Annotated in this window: 15 protein-coding genes and 1 tRNA gene; 8 read left to right on the top strand and 8 right to left on the bottom strand. The window is 68.1% G+C overall.

The window, feature by feature from the left end; translation table 11 throughout:
- Positions 1-6 precede the first annotated feature (6 nt).
- The 4 genes from AC1RQK_RS23905 to AC1RQK_RS23890 all read left to right on the top strand — a co-directional run bounded on the left by AC1RQK_RS23905 (position 7) and on the right by AC1RQK_RS23890 (position 3,628).
- Complete coding sequence (locus tag AC1RQK_RS23905; protein ID WP_492375243.1) at positions 7-426, top strand: GNAT family acetyltransferase; 420 nt, start codon at positions 7-9, stop codon at positions 424-426.
- A gap of 27 nt (positions 427-453) precedes the next feature.
- On the top strand, positions 454-867 hold the full coding sequence (locus AC1RQK_RS23900) for a VOC family protein (protein WP_416049890.1): 414 nt from the start codon (positions 454-456) through the stop codon (positions 865-867).
- A 141-nt stretch (positions 868-1,008) separates the two neighbouring features.
- Positions 1,009-2,256, top strand: coding sequence for an MFS transporter (locus AC1RQK_RS23895; protein WP_492811514.1), 1,248 nt, complete (start codon positions 1,009-1,011; stop codon positions 2,254-2,256).
- A gap of 250 nt (positions 2,257-2,506) precedes the next feature.
- On the top strand, positions 2,507-3,628 hold the full coding sequence (locus AC1RQK_RS23890; RefSeq protein WP_492374179.1) for an MFS transporter: 1,122 nt from the start codon (positions 2,507-2,509) through the stop codon (positions 3,626-3,628).
- Positions 3,629-3,641: 13 nt separating this feature from the next.
- Here AC1RQK_RS23890 and AC1RQK_RS23885 read toward each other — a convergent pair whose 3' ends face one another.
- Entirely contained in the window at positions 3,642-4,535 is an 894-nt protein-coding gene (locus AC1RQK_RS23885; protein WP_492374176.1) for a DODA-type extradiol aromatic ring-opening family dioxygenase, read from the bottom strand.
- Between the two features lie 404 nt (positions 4,536-4,939).
- Here AC1RQK_RS23885 and AC1RQK_RS23880 point away from each other — a divergent pair, with 404 nt between their 5' ends.
- Entirely contained in the window at positions 4,940-5,185 is a 246-nt protein-coding gene (locus AC1RQK_RS23880; protein ID WP_492374175.1) for a hypothetical protein, read from the top strand.
- A gap of 219 nt (positions 5,186-5,404) precedes the next feature.
- Complete coding sequence (locus AC1RQK_RS23875) at positions 5,405-6,721, top strand: MFS transporter (RefSeq protein ID WP_416049893.1); 1,317 nt, start codon at positions 5,405-5,407, stop codon at positions 6,719-6,721.
- Between the two features lie 63 nt (positions 6,722-6,784).
- Here the strand turns inward: AC1RQK_RS23875 and AC1RQK_RS23870 are convergent, their stop codons facing one another.
- The 3 genes from AC1RQK_RS23870 to AC1RQK_RS23860 form a co-directional block, all read right to left on the bottom strand.
- A complete protein-coding gene (locus AC1RQK_RS23870; protein WP_492811511.1) occupies positions 6,785-8,161 on the bottom strand; it encodes a DUF3999 domain-containing protein in 1,377 nt (458 codons plus the stop codon).
- Positions 8,161-11,007, bottom strand: a complete 2,847-nt coding sequence (locus AC1RQK_RS23865; RefSeq protein WP_492811509.1) for a DUF2339 domain-containing protein — start codon at positions 11,005-11,007, stop codon at positions 8,161-8,163. The genes AC1RQK_RS23870 and AC1RQK_RS23865 overlap by 1 nt, the downstream gene beginning before the upstream one ends.
- Before the next feature lie 181 nt (positions 11,008-11,188).
- Positions 11,189-11,542: a hypothetical protein gene (locus AC1RQK_RS23860; RefSeq protein WP_043350474.1), complete on the bottom strand. Its 354-nt coding sequence runs from the start codon at positions 11,540-11,542 to the stop codon at positions 11,189-11,191.
- A gap of 123 nt (positions 11,543-11,665) precedes the next feature.
- On the opposite strand from AC1RQK_RS23860, the gene AC1RQK_RS23855 reads away from it, so the two are divergent.
- Positions 11,666-12,406: a DNA-3-methyladenine glycosylase I gene (locus AC1RQK_RS23855; RefSeq protein ID WP_492811506.1), complete on the top strand. Its 741-nt coding sequence runs from the start codon at positions 11,666-11,668 to the stop codon at positions 12,404-12,406.
- 664 nt (positions 12,407-13,070) lie between these two features.
- Positions 13,071-13,448, top strand: coding sequence for a hypothetical protein (locus AC1RQK_RS23850; RefSeq protein ID WP_492374171.1), 378 nt, complete (start codon positions 13,071-13,073; stop codon positions 13,446-13,448).
- 118 nt (positions 13,449-13,566) lie between these two features.
- Here AC1RQK_RS23850 and AC1RQK_RS23845 read toward each other — a convergent pair.
- From AC1RQK_RS23845 to soxX, 4 genes are all read right to left on the bottom strand, one after another.
- Positions 13,567-13,642: transfer RNA gene (locus AC1RQK_RS23845), tRNA-Ala, on the bottom strand.
- Positions 13,643-13,682: 40 nt separating this feature from the next.
- Positions 13,683-15,404, bottom strand: coding sequence for a thiosulfohydrolase SoxB (gene soxB / locus AC1RQK_RS23840; RefSeq protein ID WP_492811504.1), 1,722 nt, complete (start codon positions 15,402-15,404; stop codon positions 13,683-13,685).
- 87 nt (positions 15,405-15,491) lie between these two features.
- The gene (locus tag AC1RQK_RS23835; RefSeq protein WP_492374153.1) at positions 15,492-15,998 is read right to left on the bottom strand and encodes a TlpA family protein disulfide reductase; all 507 of its coding nucleotides are present in this window, start codon (positions 15,996-15,998) and stop codon (positions 15,492-15,494) included.
- Between the two features lie 24 nt (positions 15,999-16,022).
- Positions 16,023-16,667 carry a sulfur oxidation c-type cytochrome SoxX gene (gene soxX / locus AC1RQK_RS23830; RefSeq protein WP_492374178.1) on the bottom strand — a complete coding sequence of 215 codons (645 nt, stop codon included), beginning with the start codon at positions 16,665-16,667 and terminating at the stop codon, positions 16,023-16,025.
- Between the last annotated feature and the right edge of the window lie 58 nt (positions 16,668-16,725).

Here is a 16,725-nt window from a genome sequence, read left to right as displayed (position 1 = left end):
ATCCGCATGCAGATCCGCCCTTACCTGGCCGCCGACGAAGCCGCCATCATCGACCTCTGGCAAGCCTGCGGCCTGACCCGGCCGTGGAACGACCCGAAGAAGGACATTGCCCGCAAGCTGACCGAGCAGCCCGAGCTGTTCCTGGTGGGCGAAGTGGAGGGCCGCCCGGTGGCATCGGCCATGATCGGCTTTGACGGCCATCGCGGCTGGGTCTACTACCTGGCGGTGCACCCGGATCACCAGCGCCGCGACTACGGCCGCCGCCTGATGGCGCACGCCGAGCAGTTGCTGATCGAGCGCGGCTGCCCCAAGATCAACCTGCTGGTGCGCACTGGCAACAGCAAGGTCATCGACTTCTACCGCAGCCTCGGGTACGCGCAGGACGAGGCGGTGAGCCTGGGCAAGCGGCTGATTCCGGATATCTGAGCGCTGGGAGCGCAGGGAGTTTTGGCCATGTTCCGCATCCTCGGCATCGATCACCTTGTCCTGCGTACCGGCAACGTGACGGCGCTCATGCGCTTCTATGTGGACGTGCTTGGCTGCAGCGTCGAACGTGTGCAGGCGGAATTCGGCCTGATCCAGTTACGCGCGGGCGGCGGGCTGATCGACCTGGTAGCGTTGGACGGCCCGCTGGGCCGTGCCGGCGGCGCTGGGCCGGGCAGGGAAGGCCGCAACCTCGACCACTTCTGCCTGCGCCTCGATCCGTTCGATGCCGATACGATCGGCACCCACTTGCGTGCGCACGGCGTGGAACCGGGTCCCGTGGAGATGCGCTTCGGCGCCGAAGGCAAGGGCCCGTCGATCTACGTGCACGACCCGGACGGCAATATGGTGGAGCTCAAAGGGCCGCCCACGGGTAAGCAATAGCCGCTAGCCCATGTGACGCAAGGTGGGCATTCCGCCTGGATGCCCGCTACAATGCCCGCTCACCCCCCTCGCCGCCCAGCGCGCCATCCCCCTCCTCACGGCGGCCATTGCGCGGCGGTACATACCGCGTCCAGGCGCGCCATGACACGACAAGACGCCCCACCCGGCCCACGCGCCATCTCGCCACGCCAGCTGGTCTGGACCCTTGGCATTACCGAAACGATTTCCTGGGGCACGCTGTATTTCGCCTTCACCGTGTTCATCGGGCCGATGAGCGCGACACTGGGCTACTCCAAGCCCTTCCTTGCCGGCGGCTATTCGCTCGGGCTGCTGGTCTGGGCGATGTGCTCGTTCGCGGTGGGCCGCCTGCTAGACCGCGTGCCGGCGCGCGCCGTGATGTGCACGGGCTCCGTGCTGGCCGGCACCGGCCTGCTGCTGTGGGCGTGGAGCCCGAACCAGGCGACCTTCCTGCTGATGTGGATACCGATCGGGCTGGCCATGGCGACCACGCTGTACGAGCCCGCCTTCGTCGCGCTGCGCCAGGCCTTTGGCGATGGCTACCAGAAGTCCATCGTCACCGTGACGCTGATGGCGGGCTTTGCCAGCACCATCTTCGTGCCGCTGGCGCAATGGCTGGTGCTGCACCTGGGCTGGCGCGAGACGCTGCTGTGCTTCGCCGGGCTCAACCTCTTCGTCTGCGCGCCCTTGCACGCCCGCCTGCGCTACGCGGCACATGCCACCTACGCGGCCGCGCCGGCGCCGGCCCCGCTGGCGGATGCCGCGCAACCGGGCATCGCCGGGATCGCGCTGCGCCAGCCGGTGTTCTGGGCGGTGGTGCTGGCCTTCACCGCGCTGGCGGTGATTGCCTCGCTGCTGGGTGCCCACCTGATCCCGATGCTGACCGAAAAGGGCTTGCCGCTGGGCGAGCAACTGGTGGTGGCGGCGCTGATCGGCCCGGCGCAGGTGGTCGGCCGCCTGGTGATGATGCGTTTTCCCGTGCGCCACCCGCTGCGGCTGTCGCTGCCGGTCTATCTGGTGATGTGCCTGGGCCTGCTGTGCTTTGCGCTCGGCTATGGCAAATGGCTGATGCTGGCGGCGGTGCTGTACGGCTGCGCCAACGGCATCAATACCATGCTGCGCGCCATGGCCATGCCGGAACTGATCTCGCGCCACCATTACGCCACGCTCAACGGCCTGATGATGACGCCGGTGCTGCTGATGCAAGCCGCCGCGCCCTGGTTGGGCGCATTGCTGTGGCGCGCCGCGGGCGGCTATTGGCTGATGCTGTGGGTGATGGTGGCGCTGGCGCTGATGGCGCTGGCGGCTTTCGGCTTTGCCCTGCACCGGCGCGGGCTGCTGCGCACGGCCAGCCACACGGCGGCGGCGTAGCCGGCCACGCCGGCCGGCTGCGCCGCCGGTCATGCGCCCGACGCACCGATGTGCGACGATGCAGGGCTCGATTACCCTGCAGCGCCCGCCAGGGCACCTCCCGCACCGCCAGGCGCGGTTGGCCGTGCCCGCCGCCAATATGCCCGATTCCGCTTCCCCCAACCTGACCCAGCCGCCCTCCCCCTCCTGCGCAACACCCGCCGCCGCGCCAGTCAGCGCGCGGCGAGTGGAGCATGCCGCGCGCGCCACCATGGCGCTGTTTTTTGTCAACGGCGCCACCTTTGCCACCTGGGGCGTGCACATCCCGACCATCAAGGCGCGCTTCGGCTTGTCGGATGCGGTGCTGTCGCTGGCCATGCTGGCCGTGGCCGGGGGCGCCATCGCGGCGATGGGGCCGGTGGGACGCTGGGTGGGGCGCGTGGGCAGCGCGGCCGCTTGCCGGCGCAGCGGGCTGGTCTACGCCGTGGCTACCGTGGCCATCCTGGCCATGCCGGAGTTTGCCTTGCTGATCCTGGCACTGATCGCCTTCGGCATGGCCAACGCGGCCTTCGACGTGGGCATGAACGCGCAGGCCGCCACCGTGGAGGCCAGCCGCGCGCGGCCCATCATGTCCGCGCTGCACGGCATGTTCAGTCTGGGCGGCATGGCGGGCGCGGCGGTTGGCGGCGTGCTGCTGGGCCTGGGCGTGCCGCCGCTGGCGCACGCCCTCGGCATGGCGGTGCTGACCGCGGCGGTCACGGCGGGCGTGGCACCCTGGCTGCTGGACGACCATCCCGTGCCGCCACCTTCCGCGCATCACCGCGCGCATGCGGTGCGCGCGCTCTGGCTGCTGGGCCTGATGGCGTTCCTGGGCCTGGTTGGCGAGGGTGCGATGTATGACTGGTCCAGCGTCTACATGCGCGAGGTGGCGCTGGCGCCGGACGCCTGGATCAGCGCCGGCTATGCCGCTTTCTCCGGTGGCATGGCCTGCGGCCGCTTTGGCGGCGACCGCCTGCGCGCGCGCTGGTCGGATGCGCGCACGCTCGGCGCCAGCGCCTGGGTGGCGTTCGCGGGGATCTTGCTGGCGCTGTTGTGGCCCGCGCCGGCGGCGACCCTGGTCGGCTTCGCGCTGATGGGCCTGGGCGCGGCGAACATGGTGCCGATCTTCTTCGTGGCGGCTTCGCGCCTGCCGGGTGTGACGCCGGCCGAAGCCATCTCGCGCGTGGCGCGTTTTGCCTATATCGGCTTGCTGATGGGGCCGGTGATGATTGGCGGCGTGGCCCATGTCACCAGCCTGCGATACGGCCTGGGCGTGGTTGCCCTCACCATGGGCTGGATCGCCGTGGCGGGCGCGCGCCTGGCGCGCCCTTACCTTTTGGCCCGCAAGGCGTGATGCCCAGGCAGGCTCAGGCAGCCTCGCTCCATGCCGGGGCATGGTGCGTGCCGGCCCCTTCGAACACGAAGGTATCCATCGCCAGCACGCCATAAGTGACCTCATCGGCCACGCGTGCCACGCCGGCCGGCGCCTGCTCGGCGGGCACGCCTTCGTGCGGGCCCAGCGCAGCGCCCAGCGCCACGAAGAATGGCAGCAAATGCTCGTCGGCGGGATGGGCGCGGCGCGCATACGGCGCCTGCGCGCGATAGTCCGCGATGCGCGTGGTGTCGCCGGTGGCGAGCGCATCGTCCAGCGCCTGGATCATCCAGCCGCGGAATGCCTCCACATAGGGCTCGACGGGCGAGCCGTGCTGCTCGCGCCGGCCCCCGGCACCGAAGACTTCCTGCAGGTTGTGGGTAAAGCTGCCCGAGCCCAGCACCAGCACGCCCTCGTCGCGCAGCGGCGCCAGTGCCCGGCCGATCTCGATCTGGGCTGCGGGGGGGAGATAGGGGTTCAGGGCCAGTTGCACCACCGGGATGTCGGCATCCGGGAAGAAATGCCGCATCGGCATCCAGGCGCCGTGATCCAGCGGGCGCTCATCGTCCTGCAGCACTACCGCGGCGCCGGGGACCTGCGCGGCCTCGACCAGCGCCTTGACGCGAGCGGCCAGCGCCGGCGAGCCCGGGGCGTCGTAGCGCAGTTCGTATAGCGCGCGCGGAAAGCCGCCGAAGTCGTGCCAAGCCTCCTGCCGCTCGCGGGTGCCGACCACCAGGGTGCTGTAGATCCAGTGCGCCGAGATCACCAGCACGGCGCGCGGCTTGCGCGCCCTCAGCACTTGGCCAAGGGCGTCGAAGGCGGCACCGCTCGGGCCCGGATCAAGGGCGAGCATGGGCGAACCGTGGGAGATGTAGATGGCGGGAAGCATGATGGCGGCCTTCAAATCCTTTTGATAGCGGTGTTCAGTTTGACAAAACTGCCCAGCCCCTGCGCCACCTATTTGCGGACACCTCCATCAAAAAACTTGAATTCACGCGGCGCTACCGCATGCGCCCCCAGCCCACCCTGCGAGCGTGGGGTGCACCACACAACGCTTTAAAGATTCGGACACGCAGCGGGCAATCGGCTTATGATTCCAGCACGGAGTCCGGCCCAGCTTTGCGCGGCGCAATGCGTCGTCCGCGCGGGCCCTGGCAAACCCCGCATGACTGGATACGACGCGCCCTGAAGCGTGTCAGGTTGGAGAACACCGTGGTCAAGCGCACAGCCCACAGGCCCTTGCTGCCCCATGCGAACTGGTGGCAGCCAGGCGTGTATGCAAGCGGACCGGCTGTGCTCCTATGGATCGCCGCCCGCCTTCCCGCCCCCTTGCTGGTCGATGTATTCAATGCGCCTGGCGCCCCGGCGCTGCTCAACCATGTGGGCGATTCCGTCTTCGTGGCCGGGTGGGTCGGCAGCGCCCTCTGGCTCTGGCTCACGCGCCAGCGCCCGGATACGCCGGAGCCGCAACAAGAAGCCGGCCCGGGCGAGGCGCCCGACGCCCGCAGCGCGCACCAGCATCACGCCAGCCAGCCCTGAATCTCGGCCGTCGCGCGCCCTGGGCGCCGGGCACGCGCATGCTTGCTTCACGTGGAACATTCCATGGGGCGCTGGCCGCGCAGCCGGCCATGCGGATCTGACTCCACACGCTGCCATCCTGCTGGCTAATTAAAGAATCGCTTACTATTCTGCCTTTCCGAGTGCATGCCCGGTTTCGGGGCAGGCCTCCCGTCGATTTCCCACCGCATCAAACGCCACATGCAAGCCAACGCTGCAATACCTCAAGTCCACGAAATATCCAAAGCCCAACGACGAAAGGCCATCCTCGCCGCCACCATCGGTAACGGCCTGGAGTGGTTCGACTTCACCGTCTACAGCTTCTTTGCGCTGATCATTGCCAAGCTGTTCTTCCCCACCGGCAATGACCTCACGTCTTTCCTGCTGACCGTCGCCACCTTCGGCGTGGGCTTCTTCATGCGCCCGGTCGGCGCCATCGTGCTCGGCGTCTACGCCGACCGCGTCGGCCGCAAGGCCGCGCTGACCCTGACCATCCTGATGATGGCGCTCGGCACCGCCATCATCGGCCTGGCGCCCACTTATTCGTCGATCGGCCTGTGGGCACCGGCGCTGATCGTGGTGGCCCGGCTGATCCAGGGCTTCTCGGCCGGCGGCGAGGTTGGCGGCGCCACCGCCTTCCTGATCGAGCACGCCCCTGACGAGGAGCGCGGCGCCTACGCGAGCTGGCAGCAGGCCAGCCAGGGCATTTCCTTCATGCTGGGCGCTGCCATGGGCGCGCTGGTGATCAACGGCCTGGAGCCGGAGCAGATCGATGCCTGGGGCTGGCGTATCCCGTTCCTGTTCGGCCTGCTGATCGGCCCGGTCGGGATGTATATCCGCTCGCACCTGGAAGAGCCGCCCGCCTTTGAGGCCCGCCGCGCCGAGCGCGCTGCCAGCAAGGTCAAGTTCTCGCCGCTCACGCAGGTGCTGCGCGACCATCCGCGCGAAGTGCTGGCCGGCCTGGGCGTGACCATCCTGTGGACGGTCTGCACCTATGTGCTGGTGTTCTACATGCCGTCGTACGCCAAGCAGCAGCTCGGCCTGCCGCTGGGCGCCACCTTCCAGTCGACCGCACTGTGCGGCGCCATCATCCTGGTGCTGTGCCCGCTGATGGGCATGCTGTCCGACCGCGTGGGCCGCAAGCGCATGCTGGGCACCGTGGCGCTGATCATCGGCGTGCTGGCCTATCCGCTGTTCCACTGGCTCAACGTCTCGCCGACCACCCAGACGCTGCTGATGGTCCAGGTGATCCTGGGCATCCTGCTGGCGGCCTTCACCGGCCCGGCACCGGCCGTGCTGGCCGAGCAGTTCCCCACCGAGGTCCGCTCCACCGGCCTGTCGCTGGCCTACAACTTCGCCGTGACCATCTTCGGCGGCTTTGCCCCGCTGATCGTGACCTGGCTGATCGCATCGAGCGGCAGCAAGCTGGCGCCGGCCTACTACGTGATTGCCGCGGCCGCGATCAGCTTTGTCGCGCTGCTGTTCATGCACGACCGTACCGGCAAGCCCCTGCAGTAGTACCGCCGGACGTCGCTTTGAAATGAAAAAGGCCAGCCGCAAGGTTGGCCTTTTTCTTTGCGCTCAGTCCGGCGGCGCCTGCGCCGCGCCCAGCACCCGCAGCAGCCGCCAGGCCATCAAGCCCAGCACGCCGACCGCCAGCAGCAGCGCACCCCACAGGATAAAGCGCCGGCTGCGCTGGGTGTCCGAAGGCACGGCCGCCGGCGGCGATGCCGTCATGCCTGCAATCCGGGCGTCGGCGATCACCGGTGCCGGCCCGGCGAGCAACTCGGCCCGCGCGACCGCCCCGGGTTGTTGCACCGCGCCCGCCGGCTCCCCAACCGCTAGCGAGAACGGCCGCGCGCCGCGCGCGACAAAGGTCACCACGGCAGGGCGCCAGCCAAGCGCCAGCACCGGCATGCCGGCGCCAAGCCCACCAGCGCGGGCATCCACGCTCAGGCGCCACAGGCGATCCGTGTTGCGCCCGATCGCCAGCTGCGCGCTTTCCTGCTCGGTGCCCGCCGCGCCGGAAAGACGGTAGAGCTGTGCGCTGCTGACCATGCGCCAGGATGCCTGCGCATCGGGCCGCGACCACAGCGTGGCTTGCACCACCGTGTTGGTCTGCGGCAGGCGAATGCGCACGCGCTCGGCCGGGAAGCGTCCGCCGCTGTCGAACAGGTAATCGCCCCCAGGCTGGGCCTGCGTGGCGACGATGCCGTCGCGCCATTGCAGCGCCAGCGGCGAGGGCAGGCTGGCCGCCACGGTCTCCACCTGCACGCGCGCCGGCACGGGCGGCACGCCCTGCCACTGCAGCCGCAGGTAACGCGCCCTCAGGCGCCCCAACGCAATGCGGTCCTGGCTCAGCGTGCTGCCCTCGCGGCTCAGCCGCAGCAGCTGCGCGCCGCCCGCGGCTTGCCAGTGCTGCAGGTCGTCGCTGCTGGCAACGTCCACCCTGCCCTGGTAATCGCCATCCGGCAGGCCGATCACCACCGCGCCGGCGTCGTCGCGCAACTGGCTCAGGTCAAGCAGCCATGCCCCGGCAGTGCCGGCTGCGGGCGGGGCGGTGGCGGCGCGCAGCGCGCCGTCGGTCCCGATCACCACGCCCAGGGGCGCGGACTGCCGCGACTGCGCGGCCGGCAGCGCGAACCACGGCACATCGCGCAGCGAGCGTACCTCGGCCGCCGGCTCGGGCGGCAGATCCAGCGCGTAAGGCAGCAATTCGCCTGTGCCGTTGCGCACGCGCAGGTCAGCCAGCCCGGGGCGCGCGCTATGGGTGTAGACATCGGCGTCTAGGGTCACGGCGTAGTACGCCGCGTCGCGTTCGGTCGCCAGCGCGAACCGCTCAGCCCGCGCGGGCAGCGGCAGCAATAGCGATGACAGCACCGATGACAGCAGCGATGGCAACAGCGCGGCCATCAGCATCGGCAGCGCCCGCCCGGCCGCGGTTCGGAAAGCCGCCATCACGTCGCCTCCTCTTGCTTTGGCGGCAGGGGCGAGAAGTAGCCGATCAACAGCAGCAGCACGCCCACGCCGATAAACGAGATGATCCGCTCGATGCCCTTGACGAAGGACAGGTCGAACAGGAACAGCTTGACCACCGTCACCCCAAGCAGCGCGCCCCCCACAAACCACAGCGCGCGCGCGCCGCGGCGGGTGGCTGCCACCATGGTGATCAGCGCCAGCACGGTCCAGAACATCGACAGCGACGCCTGTACCAGCGTGGAGCCGCCCAGGCCCTCCAGCGTGTAGGGCACGCCGGCCCAGTGGTGCAGGGTGCGCAGGAGCACGGCGTTTAGCCACAGCAACACCGTGGCGATCGCGGCGTACCCGAGCACGCGCGGCCGCGTGGCCAGGCCCGCGGCGGCAAGCCGGTGCTGCCACAGCGCCACCGCCAGCATGGCAAGCAGCTGGGCAACATCGAGCGGGTTGAGCAGCGGCAGGTAGGAAAGCGGCGCGGCGTCGCCGTCGCTGGACACGCTGGCGATGCTCCACAGCCACAGCAACGCCACCAGCGGCAGCGCGCCATACAACAGGTAAGCACGCTGGAAACGCCCCACCGGCCAACGCAGGCGCCAGCCCCAGGCCGAGAGCAGCGCCAGCAGCCCGCCATAGCCATAGGCCCAGGCGCTCCAGCTCCAGGCGCCCTCCGGCACATAGGCACGCAGCCGCCAGTAAGCTTCGGTGGACAGCAGCACGCACACGGTCCAGAACAACAGAGCATGCATGGGCGCCAGCAAGGCATCGCGTTCATCGTCCTGCTGCCGCCACAGCAGCAGCCAGGCGGCGCCAAACACGATCAGCCAGGCGAGCGCGCCAAAGCCGAGCAAGGGCGACGCCGACGGCACGATGCAGCTAAGCACGGCAAGGACCGCCAGCAGCGGCGCCATGCCCTGCGCCGGCACGCTGGCCAGCGGCCACGCCAGGACGCGCCGCGCCAGGTGCGCCAGCCACGCGCTCAGCACCATGAACATCGCCAGCATGTCGAGCAGCGCGCGCACTTGCCAGCCCCGCACGCCATACCAGTGCTGGATTTCGATCACGCCGCCGCCCAGCCACCACAGCAGTCCCCACAACGCCGCCCCCAGGCCGAGCGGCGCGCATGGCGCGGACCAGGCACGCGCCTCGGGGCGCCCGTGCAGGCGCCAGCCGCTGAAAACACCGGCCACCGCCAGCAGCAGCGTGCCCACGTAGCGGCTGTTCAGCACCGGCCACGCCAGTTGCGTGGCCTCGAACAAGCTGCCCGCGGCAAACGCCGCGCCGGCCGCCAGCTGCAGCAGCAGCCCGCTGGCCAGCGCAAGGCGCCGCTGCTGGCGCACCCCCACCCACACCACGGCAGCGCCTTCCACGGCCCATACAGCGCTTGTGGTGCGCCCGTCGAACGCCAGCGGCACCGCCAGCGACGCAAAGATGACGCCCAGCGCCAGCACGGCTTCAAACAGCAGCCCCAGGCGATCGCGGCGCGCCGCCAGCCACGCCGCCAGGCCGAGATAGAACGCCGCGAGCGCCACCGCGCTCCATGCCATGGCAAAAGGAATATTGCGCACCAGCGCGGCCTGCAGCCCCATGGCCAGCAGCGGCGTGCCGAACACCAGCGTGCCGTCCACGTAGTCCTTCAGGCTGACCCGCCGGCGCAGCGCATAGCGCAACGCGATGCCCGTATACATCAGGAAAAACAGGATCAGGAACGGCTCCGTGGTGGCGAGCAGTTCGGGCCGGTAGTTCAGCGCGCCCCAGGCCGTGCCGATGCCAAAGGTAAACGCAAAGCCGAGCAGGTTGAGCTGGCGCCAGGCCCGGAACCAGGCAATGGCAAAGACGCCGGCATTGAGCAGCGCGTAGTAGCTGAACAGCATCACATGGCTGCCGCCGCCCGTTGCGATCAGCACCGGGGCAAGGAAGCCGCCGGCGCTGCCGGTGAACGCCAGCGCCGGGGCGTTCTGCAGCACCGCGAGGCCGCCGGCGAGCGCGCAGATGACCACCATCAGCGCGAACGCGGCCGCGGCCGGCAGCAGGCCATAGAGCTTGGTGGCGGCGAAGACGGTGAGATACAGCACGCCCACGCCACCGCCTTGCAACACCAGCGCATAGGCGGCGCGCCGCTCGCGCAGGCGCCAGCCCGCCAGCAGCAGCAGCACCGCGCCGGCCGCCACGCCAGCCAGCCGGAACTCGACCGGCAGCATGGCGTTGTCGGAGGCGTACTTGAGCAGGAACGCCACGCCGAAGAACAGGATCAGGATGCCCACCCGCACCACGCTGTTGCCGCCAAGCAGCCAGCCGCGCGCGGCGGATATCGCGCGCTCGACGAAATCGGGTTCGCCCGGCCCGAGCGTGGACGAAAGCGGTGGTTCGATGTGGCGCGCGCTTACAGGTGCGGGAGCGGGTGCCAGCGGCGGAGCTGGCGTGGAGTTCGGCACGGGTGCCGCCTCAACCGGGATCGGGATCGCCGCCGGGATGGACGGCACTGGCACGGCGACGCTGGCAGCCGGCTCGAAGGACGGGACATCGCTGGCGGCAACCGTACCCGGCGCTGCGCCAAGGGTCGATGTGGCCGATGGGGTGCCCATGCTCTCGCCGCGCAGGCTCGCCAGCTCGCGCTTGAGCGTGGACAGCTCCTGCTCGAGCCGCAGCACGCGGGCTTCGAGCGGAGCCGCCGCCGCGCCCTGCGCTTCGCCCTCACCAGGAGGCCGGGTGGGCCGGTCGCTGACCATCCAGCCAAAACCGAAGCCCAGGACCGCGCCCGTCAGCGCACCGCCAAACCCGGCCGCCACCATGCCGAGCACCAAGCCAATCACCCCGAATATCCAGCGCATCAGATGAGGTTTCGCCTAAGAAGGTTGGGGAAGGCGGCGGCCGTTGGTGCGGATACTGCGTTTGCCGGCACCCATCACCGCCTGCATCATGCATGTCCAGTGTAACGCCAGACCGACATTTCCAGGCGATTCCGGGCGATTCCAGTCGATATGCGCCGGCTGGGCGCTTAACCGGGGCGGGTTATTCTTCTTCGCCCTCTTTATGGATATTGATCACATGCCGCGCCTCGAACCAGAGCGGCATGCCGGGCGCCATTTCCTCTGTGCAATAAGGCTGGTTGTCCAGCTCGCCACTGTAGAGATCGCCCTCACGGCCGGTCACGACCACCCACATGCGTTCCACGTGCTGCTCCTCGCGGTCCTGCTCGTCAGCAGTGACGATGCGAAAGATCAGCTTCACCAGCTGGCCGGCCTGCAGGGCCTGGCGCTCCGCCAGTGCCGGCACCCAGAACGTCTCGGGGTGCGCCTCGCCGATGACCTCGCCGTCGTCGAGCTGCCAGCCGTCTTCTTCGATGGTCGCCAGTCGTTTTTCCATGTCAGTCCTCTTAATCAATTCGTCCTTTACGGGCGGCATCGTAGCAAATGCGCCCCGAGGCCGCGTGGGCGCGACATGCCGCGCGAGTCGCTTTAAGATGACAGATCGAAGGAGACCGCACCCATGGCAACAGATAGCAACGTAACAAAAAAGGTGACAACAAAGGGGCCGAAGAAGGTGCCGACGACGGCGCCGAAGAACGTGGCACCGAAAGCAGCGAAGAAAGCGGCGCTACCGGCTACTAACACCGTGGCGGACACGGAGCGCCAGCGCTGCAGCTGGTGCGGCACGCTGGAAGACTACTGCCACTACCACGATAACGAATGGGGCTTTCCCGTTGACGACGACCGGCGCCTGTTCGAGAAGCTATGCCTGGAAGGTTTCCAGGCCGGCCTGAGCTGGCTCACCATCCTGCGCAAGCGCGAGGCGTTTCGCCGCGCCTTCGCCAACTTCGAGATTGAAAAGGTGGCCCGTTTCGGCGAAGGCGATATCCAGCGGCTGCTGGGCGACGCCGGCATCGTGCGGCACCGCGGCAAGATCGAGGCGGCGATCAACAACGCGCAGCGCGCCCTGGAACTGCTGGAGACAGAGCCGTCGCTGGCCGCGTACTTCTGGCGCTTCGAGCCCGATCCGGCCAGCCGCCCCAAGCTGCTGACGCCGGAAGTGCTGCGCACCATGGCCATCTCGCCGGAATCCACCGCGCTGTCCAAGGACCTGAAAAAACGCGGCTGGCGCTTTGTCGGCCCCACCACGATGTACGCGCTGATGCAGGCGATGGGCCTGGTCAACGATCACCGGGAAGGCTGTGCGACGCGAGAGGAGGCCTTGCGCGCAAGGCAAGCGTTCAAGGTGCCGCGAAGGTGAGGTAAACGTCGGGCAGGCGACGGTAGCACGCGACGGCGGCACGTATACCTGCTGGCGAGGATGCCCGTGCAGGTATACGTGCGAAGCGCTGCAACAAAGGCGGGCAACGTATACGCCCGGCGCAATGGTTGCCCTATGTCTTTCTTTATTGTTTACGTATACCAATATAGTAGTAGTAGGTAAACGGCCCGTTTTCCCGTGGATAAGCCGGGTTTTCCCTTTCCGCTCAATGACTTGCGAATAGGATAAGCCCTAGGGAATACCCTGATCTCGCGGGATATCTACCGGGCGTATACGTGGCGAGAAAAAATCGCCTCGAAGTTGTTCGTATACGCCCCACAACCCACCCCCAGCCCGGGCACAGCTTTCCTGCCTGCTTATCCCCAGGGTTTTGCCAGGTTATCCACAGCCCGGCCGAGGTAGTCGCCTCTCGCTTTCATCGATCGCATGTTGTGTCCTGCCCAACCGCGGCCAGCCTGCGTGTCTGTCGTTCTCCAACAGGTTTACCCGGAAAAGTGGCGACGCCTGCGCTATTGGCGCCGCCAGGCGGATGGCATGGTCCATGCGGTTAAGGGTTCAGAGCGCGGCGCCGATGCTCGTTTCCTTCCACGTTCCCACCGTCCCACCGTCCCACCCGGAGCCATCGCTCCTTTGGAGAACCGTCATGAAGATCAACCGCAATGCACCACGAGAGAGCCTGCCCTGCTCGCGCATGCAGGCAGGGATGCGAACGCTGCGCCGAGGTGTCCTGTTGATGCGCGTGCTCGCGCTATGCGCGAACAGCATCGCCTATGCCCAGCCCCCCGCACCAGCCCAGTCATTGGTCACGCCCGAGCAGACGTTTGCGCAGGGTTACCTCGAAGCCGTCTCCACCGGCTATGACAACGGCCAGGCGCTGCTGGGATCCGAGGGCATCGCACCCGTGCGGTTGCCGCATTCGCCTAGCCCGCAGATCAGGCCGTCCCCGGCGCCGTCCGCACCGGCACCCACGGCCGCAAATCCGTCGGTGGTCCCGGTTTCGCAAAAGACGCGCCGCGAGTAACCGCGGTGAGCCGTGAGAACGACGTGTGCCCTGCGGGCGCATCAGGGAATGCCGTACCCCCAAAACAAAAAACGCACTACGTCGTTAAACGTAGTGCGTTGTCTTGTACTGCGAATCCTGGTGGACCGAAGGAGGATCGAACTCCCGACCTCTGCATTGCGAACGCAGCGCTCTCCCAGCTGAGCTATCGGCCCGTGACGAACGATTGTAGCTCAGTTTTTCGCGGCTGTTCAATCACGTTGCCATGCCTGCGTTGCCGGTCATGCCGCGCACGGTCGGCAGGTTCAACGGGCGGGCGGTGACCTCGCCGGAGGCGCGCAGCCACTGGGCCATCAGGTCCCAGATCGGCGGGCTGCCGCTCTGGCGGGCGTCTTCCGAGACGGGTGCCCAGCCGGCTACCTTGTAGGTCTTGGCGGCGTCGATGGGCTGGCCCTTGAGGCGCATCTCGGTAATGCGTTTTCCCATCGACGCGGTGGGGTCGATGGTGTATTGGAGGCCACCCACGCGCACCATGTCGCCGCCTTGCTGGTAGTAGGGATCGGGGTTGAACAGGTTGTCGGCCACGTCTTCGAGGATGGTCTTGATGGTCTCGCCGCTCATCGCGGTGACGGTGGTGTGGGGATACGTGATGGCGGTCTGGTCCATCAGGTGTTCCATGGTGATGGCCTGCCCGGGCAGCAGCGTGGTGCCCCAGCGAAAGCCCGGCGAGAAGGCAATCTCGGCGCCCTGCACGTCCATCAGGCCGTCCAGGATCAACTGGTCGAACGTGCCGTTGAAGTTGCCGCGTCGATATAGCAGGCCGCTGTTGCGCGCCAGCACTTCGCCGAGTTGCTTCTCATACGGCGCGCGCACCTTGGCGATGAGCGCGTCCATGGCGGGATCGGCTGCGAGATAGTTGGCGAAGACCGGCAGCAGGCGGTAGCGCAAGCCGCTGACCTTGCCGCCCTTGACGTCGAAGTCGAGCACGCCGAGGAACTTGCCGTTGGAGCCGGCGTTGGTCACCAGCGTGGTGCCCCCGGCGTTGCTGACTGGCACCGGCGCCGGCATGCCGTCGTGCGTGTGGCCGCCGAGGATAGCGTCGAGCCCGCGCACGCGCGAGGCGAGCTTGAGGTCCACGTCCATGCCGTTGTGCGACAGCAGCACGACCACCTGCGCGCCCTTGCCGCGCGCCTGGTCGATGACCTGCTGCAGGTTTTCTTCCTGGATGCCAAAGGTCCAGTCTGGCGTGAAGTAGCGCGGGTTGGCGATCGGCGTGTAGGGGAACGCCTGGCCGATGATGGCCACCGGCACGCCGTTCATCTCGCGGATCACGTAGGGGTCGAAGACGGGATCGCCGAAGTCGTTGGTCTTGATGTTCTGCGCGAGGAAGGCGACCTTGCCCTTGAAGTCGCGCTCGACGATCTCGGTGACGCGCTCGGCGCCGAGCGTCATCTCCCAGTGCGGGGTCATCACGTCCACGCCCAGCGCCAGCGCGGCGTCGACCATGTCTTGCCCGCGCGTCCACAGTGCGGTGGCGGAACCCTGCCAGGTGTCGCCGCCGTCGAGCAGCAGCGCGCCGGGCCGCCCGGCCTTGAGCTGCTTGACCAGCGTGGCGAGGTGGGCGAAGCCGCCAACCTTGCCGTAGCGGCGCGCGGCTTCGGTGAAATCGAGATAGGTGAAGGCGTGGGCCTGCGCGCTGCCGGGGGCGATGCCGTAGTGGCGCAGGAAGGCCTGCCCGACGAGGTGCGGCGGCTTGCCCGCGTAGTCGCCCACGCCGAGGTTGACGTTGGGCTCGCGGAAATGCAGCGGGCGCAGTTGCGCGTGGCAATCGGTGAAATGCAGCAGGTGCACATTGCCGAAGCGTGGCACGTCATAGAGCTTGCCGGCGGCCTGCGCGGCTTGCGCGTCGGTGGCGGGAAAGGTCATGCCGCCGGCGCCGGCGATAGCCAGCACCTGCAGGAACTCGCGTCGGTTCATTGTCTCGTCCTGTGCATGTCATGCGCCGGTGTCTGGCTCTTGCGACCCGGCATCTTGTGGCCGATATGGCCGATATGGCCAATGCGGCTACTTCTGCGTTGGCGTGGCGTACCTGGCCAGCGCCGCGACTTCCTCTTCCAGCATCTCGCCGACCTCCTTCTGCACGACCTTGCCGTGGGCGTCGATCACGTACAGCTCGGGCAGGCCGCGGCGCTTGCCGAGCGCGGCGCGCAGCGCGGGCGTGTCCATCGCGGCCGGGAAGGTGTAGCCGTGTTTCGCCATGTAGGTAGTGGCGTCGCGAGGGTCCTTGTCGATGCTGACCGCCAGCACCTGCAGCCCGCCGCGCGCGCCGCCGGTGCTCTCAAAGAGCTTTTGCAGGCGCGGGTTCTGCAGTGCGCAGAAGGGGCACCACGATGCCCAGACTTCCACCACCAGCGGCCTGCCGGCCAGGTCGGCGGGCGTCACGACCCGGCCGTCGAGCAACTGCACCGGCGGCAGGCGCACGGTGTCGCCCACCTCCAGCGCGGCGGCCGCGCCGCTCCAGGCCAGTGCGGCAAGCAGCAGCACGCGCGCGCGCCGGAGGGAGCCTGCCATGCGGCTGGGTGTCATTGCGCAGCCTTACTGGTTGACCGGCGAGGCGGGGTCCAGCAGCAGTGCCATCACGTCGCGGATCTGCTGCTCGGTGAGGATGCCCTTGTGCCCGAAGCGCGGCATGTTGGAGCAGGCCGCGAACGCGCTGGAATCCCAGATCTTGCCCCAGGTGTACTTGATCACCGCCTCGGAGTCGCCGCGCAGCTTGCCGTACTGGTACAGCGACGGGCCGATATTGCCAAACGAGATCTCGGCCTTGGTCATCTGGTGGCAGGCGTAGCAGTTAGCGCCGTTGGGGCTGCCGACTGCGTCGGAGAACTGCATGCCGCGCCCGTTCTGGGCGGTCTTCTCGCCTTCCTTCCAGTCGCCCAGCCATTGCTTGTCGGCGGGGTACTTGATCTGCTTGAACTCGGCGGCCTCGATCTTCCTGGCCACCGCGGCCGGCACCTTGGAGCGGTCGGGGTAGTCGCTGCAAGCCTTCTGCATGGCGTCGCGATCGAGCACGCCTTCGACCGTGGCGGGGCCCTTGGAGGTGAAGGAGCTTTCGATCAGCTTCTTCATGTCGGCGTCGCTGACGGCGGCGACCTTGGCGGTGACGTTCGCAGGCTTTGTGGCCTTGGCCGGCTTGGCGCTGTCCTCCGCGTGAGCCATGCCACCCATGCAGGCCAGCATGGCGAACGTGGCCAGCGTGCCTTGTGCGTATTTATGCGCTTGTTTCATCTCTGCTCTC

The organism is Cupriavidus sp. GW822-FHT02D05 (assembly GCF_058802485.1).
This window is presented reverse-complemented; position numbering and strand designations above follow the sequence as displayed.